Origin of the sequence: Salinicola sp. CR57, assembly GCF_003206585.1 — a bacterium.
Classification (GTDB): Bacteria; Pseudomonadota; Gammaproteobacteria; order Pseudomonadales; family Halomonadaceae; genus Salinicola; species Salinicola lusitanus.
The window spans coordinates 135512-151199 of the sequence record NZ_PZJL01000012.1; the positions used below are offsets into that span (position 1 = coordinate 135512).

Annotated in this window: 13 protein-coding genes; 10 read left to right on the top strand and 3 right to left on the bottom strand. The window is 64.2% G+C overall.

Annotated elements, in window-relative coordinates:
* Positions 1–35: 35 nt before the first annotated feature.
* Complete coding sequence (locus DOM56_RS17660) at positions 36–821, top strand: aldolase (RefSeq protein ID WP_110710342.1); 786 nt, start codon at positions 36–38, stop codon at positions 819–821.
* A gap of 11 nt (positions 822–832) precedes the next feature.
* On the opposite strand, the gene DOM56_RS19785 is transcribed toward DOM56_RS17660, so the two are convergent.
* Positions 833–994 carry a hypothetical protein gene (locus tag DOM56_RS19785; RefSeq protein WP_157958277.1) on the bottom strand — a complete coding sequence of 54 codons (162 nt, stop codon included), beginning with the start codon at positions 992–994 and terminating at the stop codon, positions 833–835.
* A 133-nt stretch (positions 995–1127) separates the two neighbouring features.
* On the opposite strand from DOM56_RS19785, the gene DOM56_RS17665 reads away from it, so the two are divergent.
* Entirely contained in the window at positions 1128–2117 is a 990-nt protein-coding gene (locus tag DOM56_RS17665; RefSeq protein WP_110710343.1) for a cation diffusion facilitator family transporter, read from the top strand.
* Between the two features lie 25 nt (positions 2118–2142).
* On the opposite strand, the gene DOM56_RS17670 is transcribed toward DOM56_RS17665, so the two are convergent.
* Positions 2143–3798, bottom strand: coding sequence for an FMN-binding glutamate synthase family protein (locus tag DOM56_RS17670; protein WP_110710344.1), 1656 nt, complete (start codon positions 3796–3798; stop codon positions 2143–2145).
* A 223-nt stretch (positions 3799–4021) separates the two neighbouring features.
* Between DOM56_RS17670 and DOM56_RS17675 the strand changes: the two genes are divergently transcribed.
* Together DOM56_RS17675 and DOM56_RS19790 are read left to right on the top strand one after the other, a co-directional pair.
* The gene (locus tag DOM56_RS17675) at positions 4022–5155 is read left to right on the top strand and encodes a metallophosphoesterase (protein ID WP_198655832.1); all 1134 of its coding nucleotides are present in this window, start codon (positions 4022–4024) and stop codon (positions 5153–5155) included.
* Positions 5156–5270: 115 nt separating this feature from the next.
* Entirely contained in the window at positions 5271–5411 is a 141-nt protein-coding gene (locus DOM56_RS19790) for a hypothetical protein (protein WP_157958278.1), read from the top strand.
* Between the two features lie 18 nt (positions 5412–5429).
* Here DOM56_RS19790 and mfd read toward each other — a convergent pair whose 3' ends face one another.
* Entirely contained in the window at positions 5430–8879 is a 3450-nt protein-coding gene (gene mfd / locus DOM56_RS17680; protein WP_110710346.1) for a transcription-repair coupling factor, read from the bottom strand.
* A 314-nt stretch (positions 8880–9193) separates the two neighbouring features.
* On the opposite strand from mfd, the gene DOM56_RS17685 reads away from it, so the two are divergent.
* From DOM56_RS17685 to nqrE, 6 genes are all read left to right on the top strand, one after another.
* Complete coding sequence (locus tag DOM56_RS17685; protein WP_110710347.1) at positions 9194–10645, top strand: glyceraldehyde-3-phosphate dehydrogenase; 1452 nt, start codon at positions 9194–9196, stop codon at positions 10643–10645.
* A 322-nt stretch (positions 10646–10967) separates the two neighbouring features.
* Complete coding sequence (locus DOM56_RS17690) at positions 10968–12317, top strand: Na(+)-translocating NADH-quinone reductase subunit A (protein WP_110710348.1); 1350 nt, start codon at positions 10968–10970, stop codon at positions 12315–12317.
* A gap of 2 nt (positions 12318–12319) precedes the next feature.
* Positions 12320–13564, top strand: coding sequence for an NADH:ubiquinone reductase (Na(+)-transporting) subunit B (locus DOM56_RS17695; protein ID WP_110710349.1), 1245 nt, complete (start codon positions 12320–12322; stop codon positions 13562–13564).
* Complete coding sequence (locus DOM56_RS17700; RefSeq protein ID WP_110600162.1) at positions 13561–14340, top strand: Na(+)-translocating NADH-quinone reductase subunit C; 780 nt, start codon at positions 13561–13563, stop codon at positions 14338–14340. The genes DOM56_RS17695 and DOM56_RS17700 overlap by 4 nt, the downstream gene beginning before the upstream one ends.
* A 2-nt stretch (positions 14341–14342) precedes the next feature.
* Entirely contained in the window at positions 14343–15023 is a 681-nt protein-coding gene (locus DOM56_RS17705; protein WP_110600160.1) for an NADH:ubiquinone reductase (Na(+)-transporting) subunit D, read from the top strand.
* Entirely contained in the window at positions 15016–15636 is a 621-nt protein-coding gene (gene nqrE, locus DOM56_RS17710; RefSeq protein ID WP_110600158.1) for an NADH:ubiquinone reductase (Na(+)-transporting) subunit E, read from the top strand. The genes DOM56_RS17705 and nqrE overlap by 8 nt, the downstream gene beginning before the upstream one ends.
* Positions 15637–15688 lie beyond the last annotated feature (52 nt).

Here is a 15688-nt window from a genome sequence, read left to right on the forward strand (position 1 = left end):
CTGCTTCTCGGCAAACCACCACAGGAGTCTAGGCAATGGCTCAGCAGTTAACGGCTGCCGCTTCGGTCGGCGGCGTGACCGAGACGCTCGACAGCGAGGCGATTCGGGAAGCGCGGAGAGATCTCGCGGCCTGTTTCCGGATGGCGGCGGCGCTGGGGATGGGGGAAGGCATCTGCAATCACTTCTCGGCGCTGGTGCCCGGGCGAGACGATCTGTTTCTGGTCAATCCCTATGGCTGGGCTTTCGAGGAGATTACCGCCTCGAGTCTGCTCATCTGCGACTTCCACGGCCGGGTCTTGGCCGGTGATGGCGTGCCTGAGGCGACCGCGTTCTACATCCACGCGCGTCTGCACCGACACAAGCCCGGCGCTCGGGCCGCTTTTCACACGCACATGCCCAACGCCACCGCGCTGACCATGATCGCGGGCGAACCGCTGTTGTGGGCGGGGCAGACCGCACTGAAGTTCTATGGCCGGACCTGTGTCGACGAGTGTTACAACGGCCTGGCACTGGACGATACGGAAGGGGATCGGATCGCGGCCGCCATGGGGGACGCCGATGTGGCCTTTCTGCGTCATCACGGCGTGATCGTGACCGCGCCGACGATTGCCGAGGCCTGGGACGATCTCTACTTCCTGGAGCGCGCCGCACAGGTGCAGCTCAAGGCGATGGCATCCGGCAGGGAAGTGCTGCCGGTGCCGCCGGAGATCGCCGCCCGGACCGCAGCTCAGATGCGTGCGGAGGATTCGGAGAGCGCCAGGCTGCATCTGTTGAGCGTACGCCGGCGGCTCGCGCGTTCGGCACCCGATTATGCCGAATGACGCGCCCGATACTACTGGGTCAGCCCTGCAATCAGCGCCGTGACGACGGCGGTCACCACGGAGACCAGCGCGATCACCAGCAGGCTGCGCCGTCGTGTGGCGCTGAAGAGGAAGAAGGTGGGGAACGCGACGGTCATCGCGATCATGGAGATTACCCAAGCGTAGTTGGCCATCGAGCTGGCGGCTCCTGAGTCGATAGTGTGGCGTTTCATTGACGGCGCATTATACAGATCGTGAAGGCTGCTGCGTCGTCCGGCGGCGTGGTGACCCAATGATATCCAGAGCGTATTCGGGGGAGGGTGTGCAATGGCGACAGGCCGGTCAGTCACCGAAAGCGGTGCGCTTCGCCTCTCGACGGCCGTGGCCGCGTTCATCGGCGTCCTGGCGCTGACGGTCTCGGTGCTGTCCGGTTCCCAGGCGATTCTGCTCGATGGGCTATTCAACGCGATCTACGCCGTGGTCGGTCTTTTCACGCTACGGGTAGGGCGTCTGGCCCTCTCCCCCGACGACGATACCTATCCGTTCGGTTACGGCTACTTCGAGTCGATGGTCAACGCCTGCAAGGGCCTGCTGATGCTGGGCGTCTCGGCACTGGCCCTGTTCAATGCCGTCACGGCGTTGCTGACCGGCGGCAACGCGATCGCGGCCGGCATCTCGATCGTCTACGCGGGCGTGGCCACCGCGTCCTGCGTGGCGACGGCATTCGCGCTGAAACGAATCAGCCGGCATGTCAGCAGCCCCTTGCTCGAGGCCGATATCGAAAACTGGCGGGTCAATGCGCTGATCTCGGCTGCGGTGCTGCTGGCGTTCTGCCTGATTCCCTTGGCCCAGGCCCTCGGCTGGTACGCCATCGTGCCCTATGTCGACTCGTGGCTGGTGATCGCCGTCGTGCTGCTCTGTCTGGGGGTTCCCATCCGCGTTGCCAGGCGTGCGATCCTGGAACTGCTGAACCGTTCGCCGCAGCCCGCCATCGCCGAACCTGTCCGCGCTGCGCTGACGTCGGCACTGGCATCGCTTCCCACCGAGGCTATCTACATCCGGATGGTCCGGCCGGGCCGGCTGCTGTACGTCACCGTGCATGTCGTGCTCGAGCAAGGACATCCGCTCTCGATCGCCGAGGCGGATCGCTGGCGAGCGACGCTCGATACCTGTGTGCGCCAGATATCGACACCGGTGCTGGTCGAGACGCTGTTCACCGGCGCCCGGCGCTGGGCCGCTCCCAGCGCGGGGGTCGATCCTGTGGACGCGGAAGCGACAGGGCCTGAAGGCGGTGCCGAACGGGACGACGGCCGGTAGCCTGCCGTCCGTCGGGTCCGAGGTGTCAGCGCAGTTTGGTCAGTCGCAGTTCGGCGATCTGGGCGGGGGGCAGGAAGGAGTCCGAGCGCGCTTCCTCCCAGTAGTTCTGGAAGACGACGTGCCGGCTGTTGCCGTCTAGCAGCTCGTCCGGCCTCAGGAAAGTGAACAGCTTGTCGTAAGACTGGATCTCGTCGGCGGAGACGCGCCGGATGATGTGCTCCGGTCCCAGTTCCGCGGGGTGCTGCAGCCCGGCCGCGGCCAGCATTTCGGCCAGGCCCTCGAGCGTGTTGCGGTGGAAGTTGTAGACCCGCTCGGATTTGTCGGCGACGTCCAGATGGCGGCTGCGTTTCGGGTCCTGGGTCGCCACGCCGCTGGGGCACTTGTCGGAGTGGCAGTTGAGCGCCTGGATACAGCCCAGCGAGAACATGAAGCCGCGCGCCGCGTTGCACCAGTCGGCACCCAGCGCCAGGGTCCGGGCGATATCGAATCCCGAGGTGATCTTGCCGGCGGCACCGATCTTTATCTCCTCGCGCAGTCCGGCGCCGACTAGGCTGTTGTGGACCAGCATCAGGGCTTCGGTCAGCGGCACGCCGAGACGGTTGATGAACTCCAGCGGCGCGGCACCGGTGCCGCCCTCGCCACCGTCGACGACGATGAAGTCGGGGCGCTGACCGGTCTCCCGCATCGCCTTGACCATCGCGAACCACTCCCAGGGATGACCGATGGCGAGCTTGAAACCGACCGGTTTGCCACCGGAGAGTTCACGCAACCGGCCGATGAACGCCATCAGCTCCAGCGGCGTGGAGAAGGCGCTGTGGCCGGCCGGCGAAACCACGTCCTCGCCCACGGGTACCTCGCGAGCCTCGGCGATCTCGGCGGTGACCTTGGCCGCCGGCAGGATGCCGCCGTGGCCCGGCTTGGCGCCTTGAGACAGCTTGATCTCGATCATCTTGACCTGCTCGTCGCGCGCGTTGGCGGCGAACCGCTCCTCGTTGAAGCTTCCGTCGTCGTGGCGGCAACCGAAGTAGCCGGAACCGATCTCCCAGACCAGATCCCCGCCGTGAATCCGGTGGTAGCGGGAGATGGAGCCCTCGCCGGTATCATGATAGAACCCGCCCTTGCGGGCACCGGCGTTGAGCGCTTCGATGGCATTGCCGGAGAGGGAGCCGAAACTCATCGCCGAGACGTTGAACACACTGGCGGCATAGGGCCGGCTGCAGAGGCTGCCGCCGACCTGGACCCGGAAGTCGCTGTCCTCGATGTGGGTCGGTCGAAGCGAGTGGTTGATCCATTCGTGTCCTGGCGCATACATGTCGATCAGGGAGCCGAAAGGCTTCTTGTCGCTTTCGTTCTTGGCCCGCTGATAGACCACGGCGCGCTGTTCGCGGGAGAACGGGCGCTCATCGAGATCGGACTGGATGAAGTACTGCCGGATCTCGGGGCCGATCGACTCGAGGATATAGCGGCAGTGGGCCAGGATCGGATAGTTGCGGCTGATGGTACGACGCTTCTGGCGAGTATCGTGAAACCCGAGCCATGACAGCCCGCCGAAGATCGCAACGCCCCACCACCAGTGGGAGGATGAGGTGAGGCCGAGCAGGGAAACGGCCAGCAGGCATAGGCTGGCAATGAAGGCGGCGTTGCGTAGTGGCAGACGCGAGAGGCCAGTGGCTTGGCTCATGCGGACATCGGCTCCGGGCAGGTGAAATAACGGCGACACCGGGCGTCGCCGCGGTCAAGAATAGCGCAACCCCCGGCGTTGCGGCCAACGCCACTCGACGCTATTTTGAGACACCGTTCCGGACGCTTCGCGACCCTGATTCGATGGCCGCTGCGGTACCCCATCGACCTTTCGAATTCCGATACGTCGGACCTTTTCGCACTCAATGCAAGGAATGCCGCACTTGCGACATCATCGATCGTTCCTGCGTCTGCGACTGATCCTGCTGATCCTCCACGGTTACGTCGGCTGGCGTCTACTGCCGGGACTGTCGGCGGGCACCTGGGTCAGCATCATCGTGGCCGGTTACCTGCTCTGCAGCGCGCTGGCGATCCCCCAGGTGATCCGGGTGACCTGGCTCAACGGGCGCTGGGTGGCATGGCCTATCGCCTTGATGACCGGCATCTTTTCGTTCCTGCTCCAGCTCACGCTCGCCCGTGACTTGCTGCTGGCGGGATGGTGGCTTGTCGCCGCGCCGTCGAACACCGCGATCTTCCTCACTGCCTGGGGCGTGCTGGCGGCGACCGTGCTGCTGTCGGCTTACGCCGTCTGGCAGGCGCGGCGGGTGCCTCGCGTCGTCGAGGTGTCCGTTGCCGTGTCCGAGCTCCCCCCGGGGCTGGCGGGGTTCGTCATCCTGCAACTGAGCGATCTCCACGTCGGTCCGACGATCAAGCGAGGCCACCTCCGGCGTATCGTCGAGCGTTGCAATGCCCTGACGCCGGACATGGTCGCGATCACCGGGGATCTGACCGATGGCCGTGTCGCCGAGCTGGAAGGGGAGGTCGCGCCGCTGGCCGATCTGAGCTCCCGGTACGGCACCTTCTGCGTCACCGGTAACCATGAATATTACAGTGAAGCCGAAGCATGGGTGGCTGCGCTTCGCCGCCTGGGCCTGCGAGTGCTGGTCAATGAGTTCGAGTGCCTCGAACACGACGGCAGCGTGCTGGCGGTGGCCGGCATCACCGATCTGACGGGGGGCTACTACGTTGCGGCGCATCGCAGCGACCCTCTGGCCGCTGCGAAAGGGATTCCGGAGGGTGCCACCAGGCTGCTGCTCGCCCACCAGCCCAACTCCGCGCCCGAGGCAGCGGAGGCCGGATTCGATCTCCAGCTCTCCGGGCACACCCACGGTGGCCAGATGTGGCCCTGGAACTTGCTGGCACGCCGAGCCAACCGGTTCCTGGCTGGGCTGGGGAAGCAGGGGCGGATGTGGGTCTACACCAGTCGGGGTACTGGCTACTGGGGGCCGCCGATGCGGTTTGGCGCGCCGTCGGAGATTACCCGAATCCGATTGACCCGCGGGCCGGAAGCGGGCTGAACCGCCTCGTCTTCCGGTGAGGGGCGGCTAGGCTGAATCCGACCACAACGACAAGGGACGGGGCCGTGTTCGATTCACGCAGCGCTGGACTCTCGGTGTCGTCGTCGCGGTCTGCTTGCTGTTGCTGATCAGCTACGCGGCGCACTGCTATCGACCGACGAAGCCCTGTGCGGACGATAACCTGACCGGCCGCTCCGCCGCGCTGTTCCCGGTGGTCCCGAGCATCGTCGGCACGGCGATCGGCGGGGCCGTCTGAGCGCCGGCCCCCGACGGTTCATGCCGCCTTTGCCTTGCGGTTGAACGTCTCCAGCAGCTGGTCGATACGCTGAAAGCGATCCTCCTCCTTCTCCATGTCACCGTAGAAGCGCAGGGTATCGGCACCGTCGAGCTTGTACTCGGCGGGGTGGCGCTGAATCAGCTCGACCAGTGTCATCGGGTCGACCCGCGGGTCCGGGCCGAAGGTCACGCGTCCGCGCTCGGCGCCGGCTTCCAGCTTGGCGATCCCGAGTCGTTCCGCCCGCTGACGCAGCCCGGTCTGGCGGAACAAGGTCTTGAGCGGCGCCGGCAGCAGCCCGAAGCGGTCGATCATCTCTACCTGGAGTTCCTTGAGTGCCGCCTCGTCGGCCGCGCTGCTGATCCGCTTGTACATGATCAGGCGCTGCTGAATGTCCGGCAGATAGTCGTCGGGAATCAGGGCCGGCAGGTTGAGGCTGATTTCGGTGCCGTCGTCTAGCGGCGCTTCGATGTTGGGCGTCTTGCCGGCTCGGATGGCCTTGACCGCGCGATCCAGCATCTGCATGTAGAGGCTGTAGCCGACGGTTTCCATCTGACCGCTCTGTTCGTCGCCGAGCAGCTCGCCGGCGCCACGGATCTCCATGTCGTGGCTGGCGAGGGTGAAGCCGGCCCCGAGGTCGTCGCTCTGGGTGATGGCCTCGAGTCGCTTGATCGCGTCCTTGGTCATCGCCTTGGGTGGCGGCGTCAGCAGGTAGGCGTAGGCCTGGTGGTGGCTTCGACCGACGCGGCCGCGCAACTGGTGCAGCTGGGCCAGTCCGAACTTGTCGGCCCGTTCGATGATGATGGTGTTGGCGCTGGGCACGTCGATGCCGGTCTCGATGATGGTCGAGCAGACCAGCACGTTGAAGCGCTTGTGGTAGAAATCCGACATGACCCGCTCCAGCGCCCGCTCCGGGAGTTGGCCGTGGGCCACGCCGACCCGTGCCTCCGGTACCAGTTCACGGATCTTCTCGGCGCTGGATTCGATCGTCTTGACTTCGTTGTGCAGGAAGTAGACCTGGCCGCCGCGCAGCACTTCCCGGAGGATCGCTTCCTTGACCACCGGCTCGTTGCGCTGCTGCACGAAGGTCTTGACCGAAAGGCGTCGCGCCGGCGGCGTGGCGATGATCGACAGGTCCCGTATCCCGTTCATGGCCATGTTGAGCGTGCGTGGGATGGGCGTGGCCGTCAGGGTGAGGATGTCCACTTCGGCGCGCATCTGCTTGAGGCGCTCCTTCTGCGCGACTCCGAAACGGTGCTCCTCGTCGATGATCATCAGCCCCAGGTTGGAGAACTTGACCGACCGGGAGAGCAGTTTGTGGGTGCCGATGACGATATCGGCACGTCCCTCTCCGATGCGCTCCAAAGCGTCGCTTTCCCCTTTGCCGCCGGTGAAGCGCGAGAGCATCTCGATCTGTACCGCGGTGTCGGCGAAGCGATCGCGGAAGTTGTCGTAGTGCTGCTGGGCGAGCAGGGTGGTCGGTACCAGCACCACCACCTGGCGACCCGAATTGACGGCCAGGAAGGCGGCGCGCATGGCGACTTCGGTCTTGCCGAAGCCGACGTCGCCGCAGACGACGCGATCCATCGGGCGAGGGGCGGTCATGTCCCCGATCACGGCCTCGATGGCCGCGTGCTGGTCGGGCGTTTCCTCGAACGGGAAGCTGGCCGCGAACCGGAGGTACTCGTCGCCGGGCGCGTCGCTGGCAAACCCCTCCCTGGCTTCCCGCCGGGCGTAGATGTCGAGCAGCTCGGCGGCGGTGTCGCGAACTTTCTCGGCCGCCTTGCGCTTGGCCTTGTCCCAGCTATCCGACCCCAGCTTGTGCAGCGGGGCAAGTTCGTCGCTGGCACCGGCGTAGCGGGAGATCAACTGCAGGTTGTCGACCGGCACGTAGAGCTTGGCGCCGCCGGCGTACTCCAGGGCCAGGAATTCTGCTGCCTGGCCACCCGCGATGAGCATCTCCAGCCCCTGGTAGCGGCCCACGCCATGGTGCTGATGGACCACCGGCGACCCTGGGCGCAATTCGGAGAGATGGCGAACGGCCAGTTCGTTGTCGTCGGTGGCCTTGGCGCGGCGCCGGGTCTGGCGCACGACTTCACCGTAGAGCTCGGTCTCGGTGATGATCGCGATGGCGGGATCGCCCAGCCACAGCCCTTCTCCCAGTGCGCCTTCGGTGATCGCCAGGGGCTGGCCGGCTTCGAGAAAATCTTGCCAGTTCTCGATATGCGGAATATCGCGATGCAACGGGGCCAGGGCTTCGTCCAGCGCCTCGCGTCGGCCGCGGGACTCGGCGACGAACAGGACGCGCAGATCGCGATGCGAGTCGAGGAACGCTTCCAGTGTTGCCAGCGGGCGCTGGGCCCGGGCGTTGATCGCGACCGCCGGCGGTGATTGCGTCGCGCTGGCGGCGACATGAGGCGCTTCCGGGTCGGTCACGAACTCGAGCCGCGGGTGCTGCTTGATCGCCGCGAATACTTCGGCGGCGGGCACGAAGGCTTTTGCCGGCGGCAGCAGCGGGCGGGTGGGATCGACGCCGAGGTTGTCGAAACGACCCTCGATCGAGCGCCAGTGGTGCTCGGCGGCATCGAAGACGTCGGGTAGCAGCGCGACCCGAGTCTGGTCCGCGAGATGCTCGAAAAGGGTGGCCGTCTCCTCGAAGAACAGTGGCAGGTACTGTTCGAGTCCCGGCGAGGGAATGCCCTTGATCGCATCGACGTAGAGCGGGCACTGGCGCGGGTCGACATCGAACAGCGTCTCGAAGCCCTCGCGGAAACAGGCGATGGCCGAGCGCGAAAGCGAGTATTCGTGCGCTGGCAGCAGATCGATACGCTCGATCCTGTCCCGGGTGCGCTGGGTATCGGGATCGAAGCGACGAAGGGTGTCGATTTCATCGTCGAACAGATCGATGCGCAGCGGCGCGTCGACGCCCATTGGGAACAGGTCGATCAGCGAGCCGCGCATGGCGTATTCGCCGGGTTCGTAGACCGTCTCCACGGCCCGGTAGCCGGCCCGGGAGAGGCGCTCGCGGAAGCTTTCCCGGTCGAGCCGCTCTCCGGTCGCCAGCGTCAACACTCGGCCTGCCACGTAGTCGCGTGGCGGCAGCCTCTGCATCAGGGTATTGACCGAGACCAGCACGATCCCTTGCGTGCCCTCCTGGAGCTCGCGCAGCGTGCGAAGTCGTGCGGAGACGATGTCCTGGTGCGGCGAGAAGCTGTCGTAGGGCAGCGTTTCCCAGTCGGGGAACGGCATGACCGGGACCGAGGCATAGAAGCGCAGGTCACTCTCGAGACGCTGCGCGCTGGCGGTGTCGGGGGTGACGACCAGCAGCGGCGCATCATCGGCGATCCGCGCCAGGGCCAGCGCGGCCGCGCTTCCCTGGGGCAGTTGGCAATAGGTGGTTTCGCGCTTGCCGGTCGGCAGCGGCGGGGCGAGCGGTGTGAAGTGCGACATGGGCCTTTCGAGCGACGAATTTGCGTTGAGGGATGATAGCAGGCCGTGGCGAGGCCGGGGGCGCCGAGTCGTATTTCTTGTCTTCGGTGGGGGAGCTGCCGGCTACGACCTTTGTAGTGAAACTACAACAGTTGCGACCACGCAATGATTGCGGCCCGTTTCGTAGGGTGAGGATAATAATGGGGTTTTTGAGTCGACTCGATATCGCCCAGCGCGGCTGGATCCTTGCTCGAGCGACACCCCCCACCATCCGATGGAACGACCGGCTCGACGAGCCCGTTCGACCGCCAATTCGACCAGAGAGAGACAAGCTTGTGAGTCAGGATCAGCTCGATACCGTCTTCCAGCAGTGGCAGGACAACGAAGCTCGCGCCGAGGAGATGATTCCCCTGCTGGGCAAGCTCTATCGCCAGTACAACGTGATTCCGTCGCTGTTCGGCCGCTCGCTGATCAATCGCTCCGTCACGCGAATTCTCAAGAACCACCGCTACGTCCGCAAGGTCGAGGGCACCGAACTGTCGATCGCCGATACGCTGCCGATGGTGCGGGCGATGACCGAGCTCGGGCTGGGGCCCGCGCACATCGATATCGGCCGCCTTGGCGTGGCGTTCAAGAACGCAGGCGAGACCGACGTCGTGGCGTTTCTCAAGCGTGAACTGGCCGACATCGTGGGCTGTCACGACAGCAGCGGCATGGGTGGCGAGCCCCAGGACGTGGTGCTCTACGGTTTCGGGCGGATCGGGCGCATTCTCGCCCGGATCATGATCGAGAAGGCGGGGGGCGGCAATCTGCTGCGCCTGCGCGCCATCGTCGTGCGCGGCAGTGGCGACGATCTCGAGAAACGGGCCAGCCTGCTGCGTCGCGACTCCGTGCACGGCCCCTTCTCCGGGTCGATCGACGTCGACTACGACAATCACGCGCTGATCGCCAACGGCCATTACATCCGAATCATCTACGCCGACTCTCCGGCCGAGATCGACTACACCGCCTACGGCATCGACAACGCCATCGTGGTCGACAATACCGGCAAGTGGCGTGACCGTGAGGGGCTGGCCCAGCATCTGGAATCTCGAGGCGTCTCCAAGGTTCTGCTGACGGCGCCGGGCAAGGGCGATCTCAAGAACATCGTCCATGGCATCAATCACCAGACCATTGGCGACGACGATCGCATCGTCTCGGCGGCTTCCTGTACCACCAACGCCATCGTTCCAGTGTTGAAGGCGATCGACGACGAGTTCGGCATCGTCCACGGCCATGTCGAGACCGTTCACTCCTATACCAACGACCAGAACCTGATCGACAACTACCACAAGGGGGATCGCCGGGGTCGTAGTGCACCACTCAATATGGTGCTGACGGAAACGGGTGCAGCCAAGGCGGTGGCCAAGGCGCTGCCGGCGCTATCGGGCAAGTTGACCGGCAACGCGATTCGGGTGCCGACGCCCAATGTCTCGATGGCGATCCTGAACCTCTCCCTCGGCAAGGCGACCGACCGCGAGGCGCTCAACGAGTATCTGCGCCAGATGGCGCTGCACTCGCCGATGCACAAGCAGATCGACTATGTCGACTCGCCGGAAGTGGTGTCATCGGACTTCGTCGGCAACCGTCACGCCGGCGTGCTGGATGCCAAGGCCACCATCGCCAACGATCGACAGGCGGTGCTCTACGTCTGGTACGACAATGAATTCGGTTACAGCTGTCAGGTGGTGCGAATTCTTCAGTACATGTCGCGAGTCTGTCACCGCTATCTACCTGCCACCCCCTGAGTCGTTGGTTCGACTTTGGTCTAAGATATTGGCTTTCGCTGTCCAAAGTCCCGGTCCTGCCGGGACTTTTTCGTGTTGCGACGGCCGGGTCGGCATGCCGGCGAGTAGTCTTCCGAGGCCCGCATCATTATACTGGTGCCCGTTTTTTAGGTGCGGTCCCTAGGCAACGGTCCGCGGAAGCCACTTTCATTTCTGGTAAGCAAAGCATCGAATTCCGTGACGTCATCTTTCCCGCCTGCGACGCTGCCGGTGGATAATCAAGCTGCCTGACGTCCGTCGGCTCTTTCCTTACGAATATCAGATTCGACAACTGGGCGAGACTATGATCGAAGTCAAACGAGGCCTGGATCTCCCCGTCGCGGGGGCGCCGGAGCAGCGTCTCGACGAGGGGCGCGCCGTGCGTCACGTCGCGCTGCTCGGGTCCGACTATGTCGGCATGAAGCCGACCATGGAGGTCCGTGAAGGCGATCGCGTGAAGCGGGGCCAGGTGTTGTTCACCGACAAGAAGGTGCCGGGGGTGCGCTATACCGCGCCCGGGGCCGGCGAAGTGGTTGCCATCAATCGGGGTGAGAAGCGTCGCCTGTTGTCGGTCGTCATCAAGCTTGATGAAGAAGAACAGAGCGAAACGTTCACGGCGTATGGGGTGGACGGGTTGGCGTCGCTCTCACGCCAGCAGGTGGTCGATCAACTGGTCGCGTCCGGCTTGTGGACGGCGTTGCGCACGCGGCCGTTCTCCCGGGTTCCGGCGCTCGATGCAGTGCCGGCGGACATTTTCGTGACGGCCATCGACACCCATCCGCTGGCGGCAGATCCCAGGGTGGTCATCGATGCGGACAGCGATGCCTTCCGTCAGGGGCTGGAGGTGATCCGGCATCTGACCCCCGGAAAGCTGTTCGTGTGTCGCCGTGGCGACAGTCCCTTGCCGGGAGATGACCTCGAAGGCGTCGATGCCCAGGGCTTCGACGGCCTACATCCCGCCGGCTTGGTGGGGACGCATATTCATTACCTTTCGCCGGTGGGACTGCAGCGCCAGGTGTGGCATCTCGACTACCAGGACGTGATCGCCATCGGCAAGCTGTTCGTCGATGGCCATCTCGATCCGACCCGCGTCGTCGCCATCGGCGGTCCGCGGGCCAAGAACCCCCGCCTGGTCCGGACGCGGCTGGGCGCGAGCAGCGACGAGTTGCTCGAGGGCGAAATCGAGCAGCCGGAGGGGACGCGGGTCATCTCGGGATCGATCTTCGGTGGCACGCAGTGCGAGGGGAGCCGCCAGTTCCTGGGACGCTTCCATCGTCAGTTCTCGCTGCTGGAAGAGGGCAACAAGCGCGCCTTCATGGGCTGGCTGTCGCCCGGTCGCAATCGCCATTCGGTGATGGGGATCTACGTCTCCCAGTTCCTGGGGCTGCCCAACTACGCGCCCAATACCTCGACCAACGGCTCCGAGCGCGCCATGGTGCCGATCGGCGCTTACGAGAAAGTGATGCCGTTGGACATCATGCCGACCCAGTTGCTGCGCTCGCTGATCGTCGGCGACATCGAATCGGCGATGCAGCTCGGCTGCCTGGAACTGGACGAGGAAGACCTCTCGCTGTGCACCTACGTGTGCCCCGGCAAGTACGAGTATGGTCCCATCCTGCGCGACAACCTGACCATGATCGAGAAAGAGGCCTGACGATGGGGATTCGCAACACGCTCGACAAGCTGGAGCCTCATTTCGAGAAGGGCGGCAAGTACGAGAAGTTCTACGCCCTCTACGAGGCGGTCGACACCATTTTCTATTCGCCGCCCAGCGTCACCAAGAGCATGACGCACGTGCGCGACGGGATCGACCTGAAACGCATCATGATCACGGTCTGGGCCTGTACTTTCCCGGCCATGTTCTTTGGCATGTACAACGCCGGCTATCAGGCCAACATGGCGATTGCCGATGGCTTCAGCGCGATCGGTGGCTGGCGCGAGACGCTGACCATGGCGCTGGCGGGTAGCCACGATCCGGCGAGTATCTGGGCCAACTTCGTCCTTGGCGCCACCTACTTCCTTCCCATCTACCTGGTCACGTTCGTGGTGGGCGGTTTCTGGGAAGTGCTGTTCGCGGTCAAGCGTGGCCACGAGGTCAACGAAGGCTTCTTCGTGACCTCCGTGCTGTTCGCGCTGACGCTGCCGGCGACCATTCCGCTGTGGCAGGTGGCACTCGGCATCACCTTCGGCGTGGTGATCGGCAAGGAGATCTTCGGCGGTACCGGCAAGAACTTCCTCAACCCGGCCCTGACCGGGCGTGCCTTTCTCTACTTCGCCTATCCGGCCCAGATCTCCGGTGACAGCGTCTGGGTGCCGGCTGACGGCTATACCGGCGCCACGGCGCTCTCCAATGCGTCGCTCAACGGCATGGAAGGCCTGCATCAGCAGTACAGCTGGTGGGATGCCTTCTTCGGCTTCATCCAGGGGTCGGTGGGAGAGACCTCGACCCTGGCGATTCTGATCGGCGCGGCGGTGCTGCTGCTGACGCGTATCGCCTCCTGGCGCATCATGGCCGGTGTCATGCTCGGCATGATCCTGACCTCCACGCTGTTCAACTTCGTCGGCTCCGACACCAATCCGATGTTCGCGATGCCGTGGTACTGGCATCTGGTGCTGGGCGGGTTCGCCTTCGGCATGGTGTTCATGGCCACCGATCCGGTGTCGGCGTCCATGACCGATCGCGGCAAGCTGATCTTCGGTGCGCTGATCGGGGTCATGACGGTGCTGATCCGCGTGGTCAACCCTGCATTCCCCGAGGGCATCATGCTGGCGATCCTGTTCGCCAACCTGTTCGCGCCCCTCATCGACCACTATTTCGTGCAGGCTAACATCCGGCGACGCCAGAAGCGGCTCGCGAGCCTGGCGCCGGCGCCCACGCCCACCGAGAAGGAGGCTGTCTGATGGCGAGCAACAACTCGATCAAGAAGACGCTGATCGTCGCATTCTCACTTTGCGTCGTCTGCTCGGTGGTCGTCTCTTCCGCAGCCGTGGTTCTCAAGCCGAAGCAGGTTCAGAACCAGGAGCTGGATCGTAAGAGCAACATCCTCCAGGTGACCCAGCTCTACAAGCCGGGCGACGATGTCGAGGAGAAGTACGCCGAGCTGATCACCCCGCGGGTGGTCGATCTCAAGACCGGCGAATATTCCGACGACCTGGATCCGGACAGCTACGACCAGTTCGATGCCGCCAGGGACCCGGCCACCTCTCGCACGCTGTCGGGTGAGGACGATATCGCCGGCATCGGGCGTCAGGAGAACTACTCCACGGTCTATCTGGTCGGCGATCCCGACGATCCGGAGCAGATCGTCATGCCGATCCGGGGCCAGGGGTTGTGGGGCCTGATGGAAGGTTTCTTGTCCGTGCGTGGCGACGGCAATACCATCGTGGGGCTATCCTACTATGACCAGTCGGAGACGCCGGGCCTTGGTGGCGAGGTCGACAACCCGCGCTGGAAGGCCAAGTGGGACGGCAAGAAGATCTACGAGGGCGATGATTTCCAGGATCCTCAGATTCAACTCGTGAAAGGCGGTGCCAGCGGCGAATACGAAGTCGATGCGCTGTCGGGGGCCTCGCTCACCAGTCGGGGCGTCACCAACATGTTGCGGTTCTGGCTGAGTGACGAGGGCTACGCCCCGTACCTGGCCCGATTCCACGACGATTCCCAAGGAGGTGCGTGAAGATGGCTACCGACTCCGTGAAAGACGTCGTCCTGTCGCCGGTGTTCAAGAACAACCCGATTGCCTTGCAGGTACTCGGGATCTGTTCGGCGCTGGCGGTGACCAACTCCATGAGCGTCTCGCTGGTCATGGGTCTGGCGGTGATTGTCGTCACGGCCTTCTCCAGCATGTTCGTATCGTTGATCCGCAATCACATTCCATCGTCGATCCGCATCATCGTGCAGATGACGATCATCGCGTCGCTGGTGATCGTGGTCGACCAGGTGCTGCGCGCCTATGCCTACGACATGTCCAAGCAGTTGTCGGTGTTCGTCGGCCTGATCATCACCAACTGTATCGTCATGGGGCGTGCCGAAGCCTATGCCATGCAGAACGGGCCGGTGATGAGCTTTCTCGACGGCGTCGGCAACGGCCTGGGGTATGCGGTGATCCTGCTGATCGTCGGTTTCGTGCGTGAACTGCTGGGCTCCGGCAGCGTGTTCGGCCTGACGATCCTGCCGACCGTCCAGAGCGGCGGCTGGTACGTCCCGAACGGCCTGATGCTGCTGCCGCCGTCCGCGTTCTTCGTCATCGGGCTGATGATCTGGGTACTGCGCTGGTTCAACCCGGAGCAGATCGAGAAGACCGAATATCGCATCGTTGCCAACAGCAAGGCCAAGATCAAGGAGACCGCCAATGTTTGAGCACTATCTCAGCCTGTTCGTGAAGGCGGTCTTCGTCGAGAACATGGCGCTGGCCTTCTTCCTCGGCATGTGTACCTTCCTGGCCGTGTCCAAGAAGATCTCCTCGGCCATCGGCCTGGGCATCGCCGTGATCGTGGTCCTGACGATCACCGTGCCGGTCAACAACCTGATCCTGAACTACCTGCTCAAGGCGGGCGCGCTGAGCTGGACCGGTCTGGAAGGCGCCGAGAACATCGACCTCAGCTTCCTGGGACTGTTGAGCTACATCGGCGTCATCGCCGCCATCGTCCAGATTCTGGAGATGTTCCTCGACAAGTTCGTGCCGGCGCTCTACAACGCCCTGGGTGTGTTCCTGCCGTTGATCACGGTCAACTGCGCCATCATGGGGGCATCGCTGTTCATGGTGCAGCGCGACTATACCTTCGGCGAGTCAGTGATTTACGGCGCTGGCGCCGGCGCTGGCTGGGCCCTGGCCATCATGGCGCTGGCGGGTATCCGCGAGAAGCTCAAGTACAGCGATGTACCGGGCAGCCTGCAGGGTCTCGGCATCACCTTCATCACGGCAGGGTTGATGTCGCTGGGCTTCATGTCCTTCTCCGGCATTCAGCTCTGACACCAACATGACCGGGTGGCGTCGTGACAGCGGCGCCGCCGCAAACAGGAAT

Bases quoted from the DNA above. Each gene is read 5' to 3' on its own strand.
- DOM56_RS17695 (WP_110710349.1), top strand. From the start codon at position 12,320: ATGGGGATTCGCAACACGCTCGACAAGCTGGAGCCTCATTTCGAGAAG.
- DOM56_RS19785 (WP_157958277.1), bottom strand. From the start codon at position 994: ATGGCCAACTACGCTTGGGTAATCTCCATGATCGCGATGACCGTCGCG.
- DOM56_RS17660 (WP_110710342.1), top strand. From the start codon at position 36: ATGGCTCAGCAGTTAACGGCTGCCGCTTCGGTCGGCGGCGTGACCGAG.
- nqrE (WP_110600158.1), top strand. From the start codon at position 15,016: ATGTTTGAGCACTATCTCAGCCTGTTCGTGAAGGCGGTCTTCGTCGAG.
- DOM56_RS17665 (WP_110710343.1), top strand. From the start codon at position 1,128: ATGGCGACAGGCCGGTCAGTCACCGAAAGCGGTGCGCTTCGCCTCTCG.
- DOM56_RS17670 (WP_110710344.1), bottom strand. From the start codon at position 3,798: ATGAGCCAAGCCACTGGCCTCTCGCGTCTGCCACTACGCAACGCCGCC.
- DOM56_RS17705 (WP_110600160.1), top strand. From the start codon at position 14,343: ATGGCTACCGACTCCGTGAAAGACGTCGTCCTGTCGCCGGTGTTCAAG.
- mfd (WP_110710346.1), bottom strand. From the start codon at position 8,879: ATGTCGCACTTCACACCGCTCGCCCCGCCGCTGCCGACCGGCAAGCGC.
- DOM56_RS17690 (WP_110710348.1), top strand. From the start codon at position 10,968: ATGATCGAAGTCAAACGAGGCCTGGATCTCCCCGTCGCGGGGGCGCCG.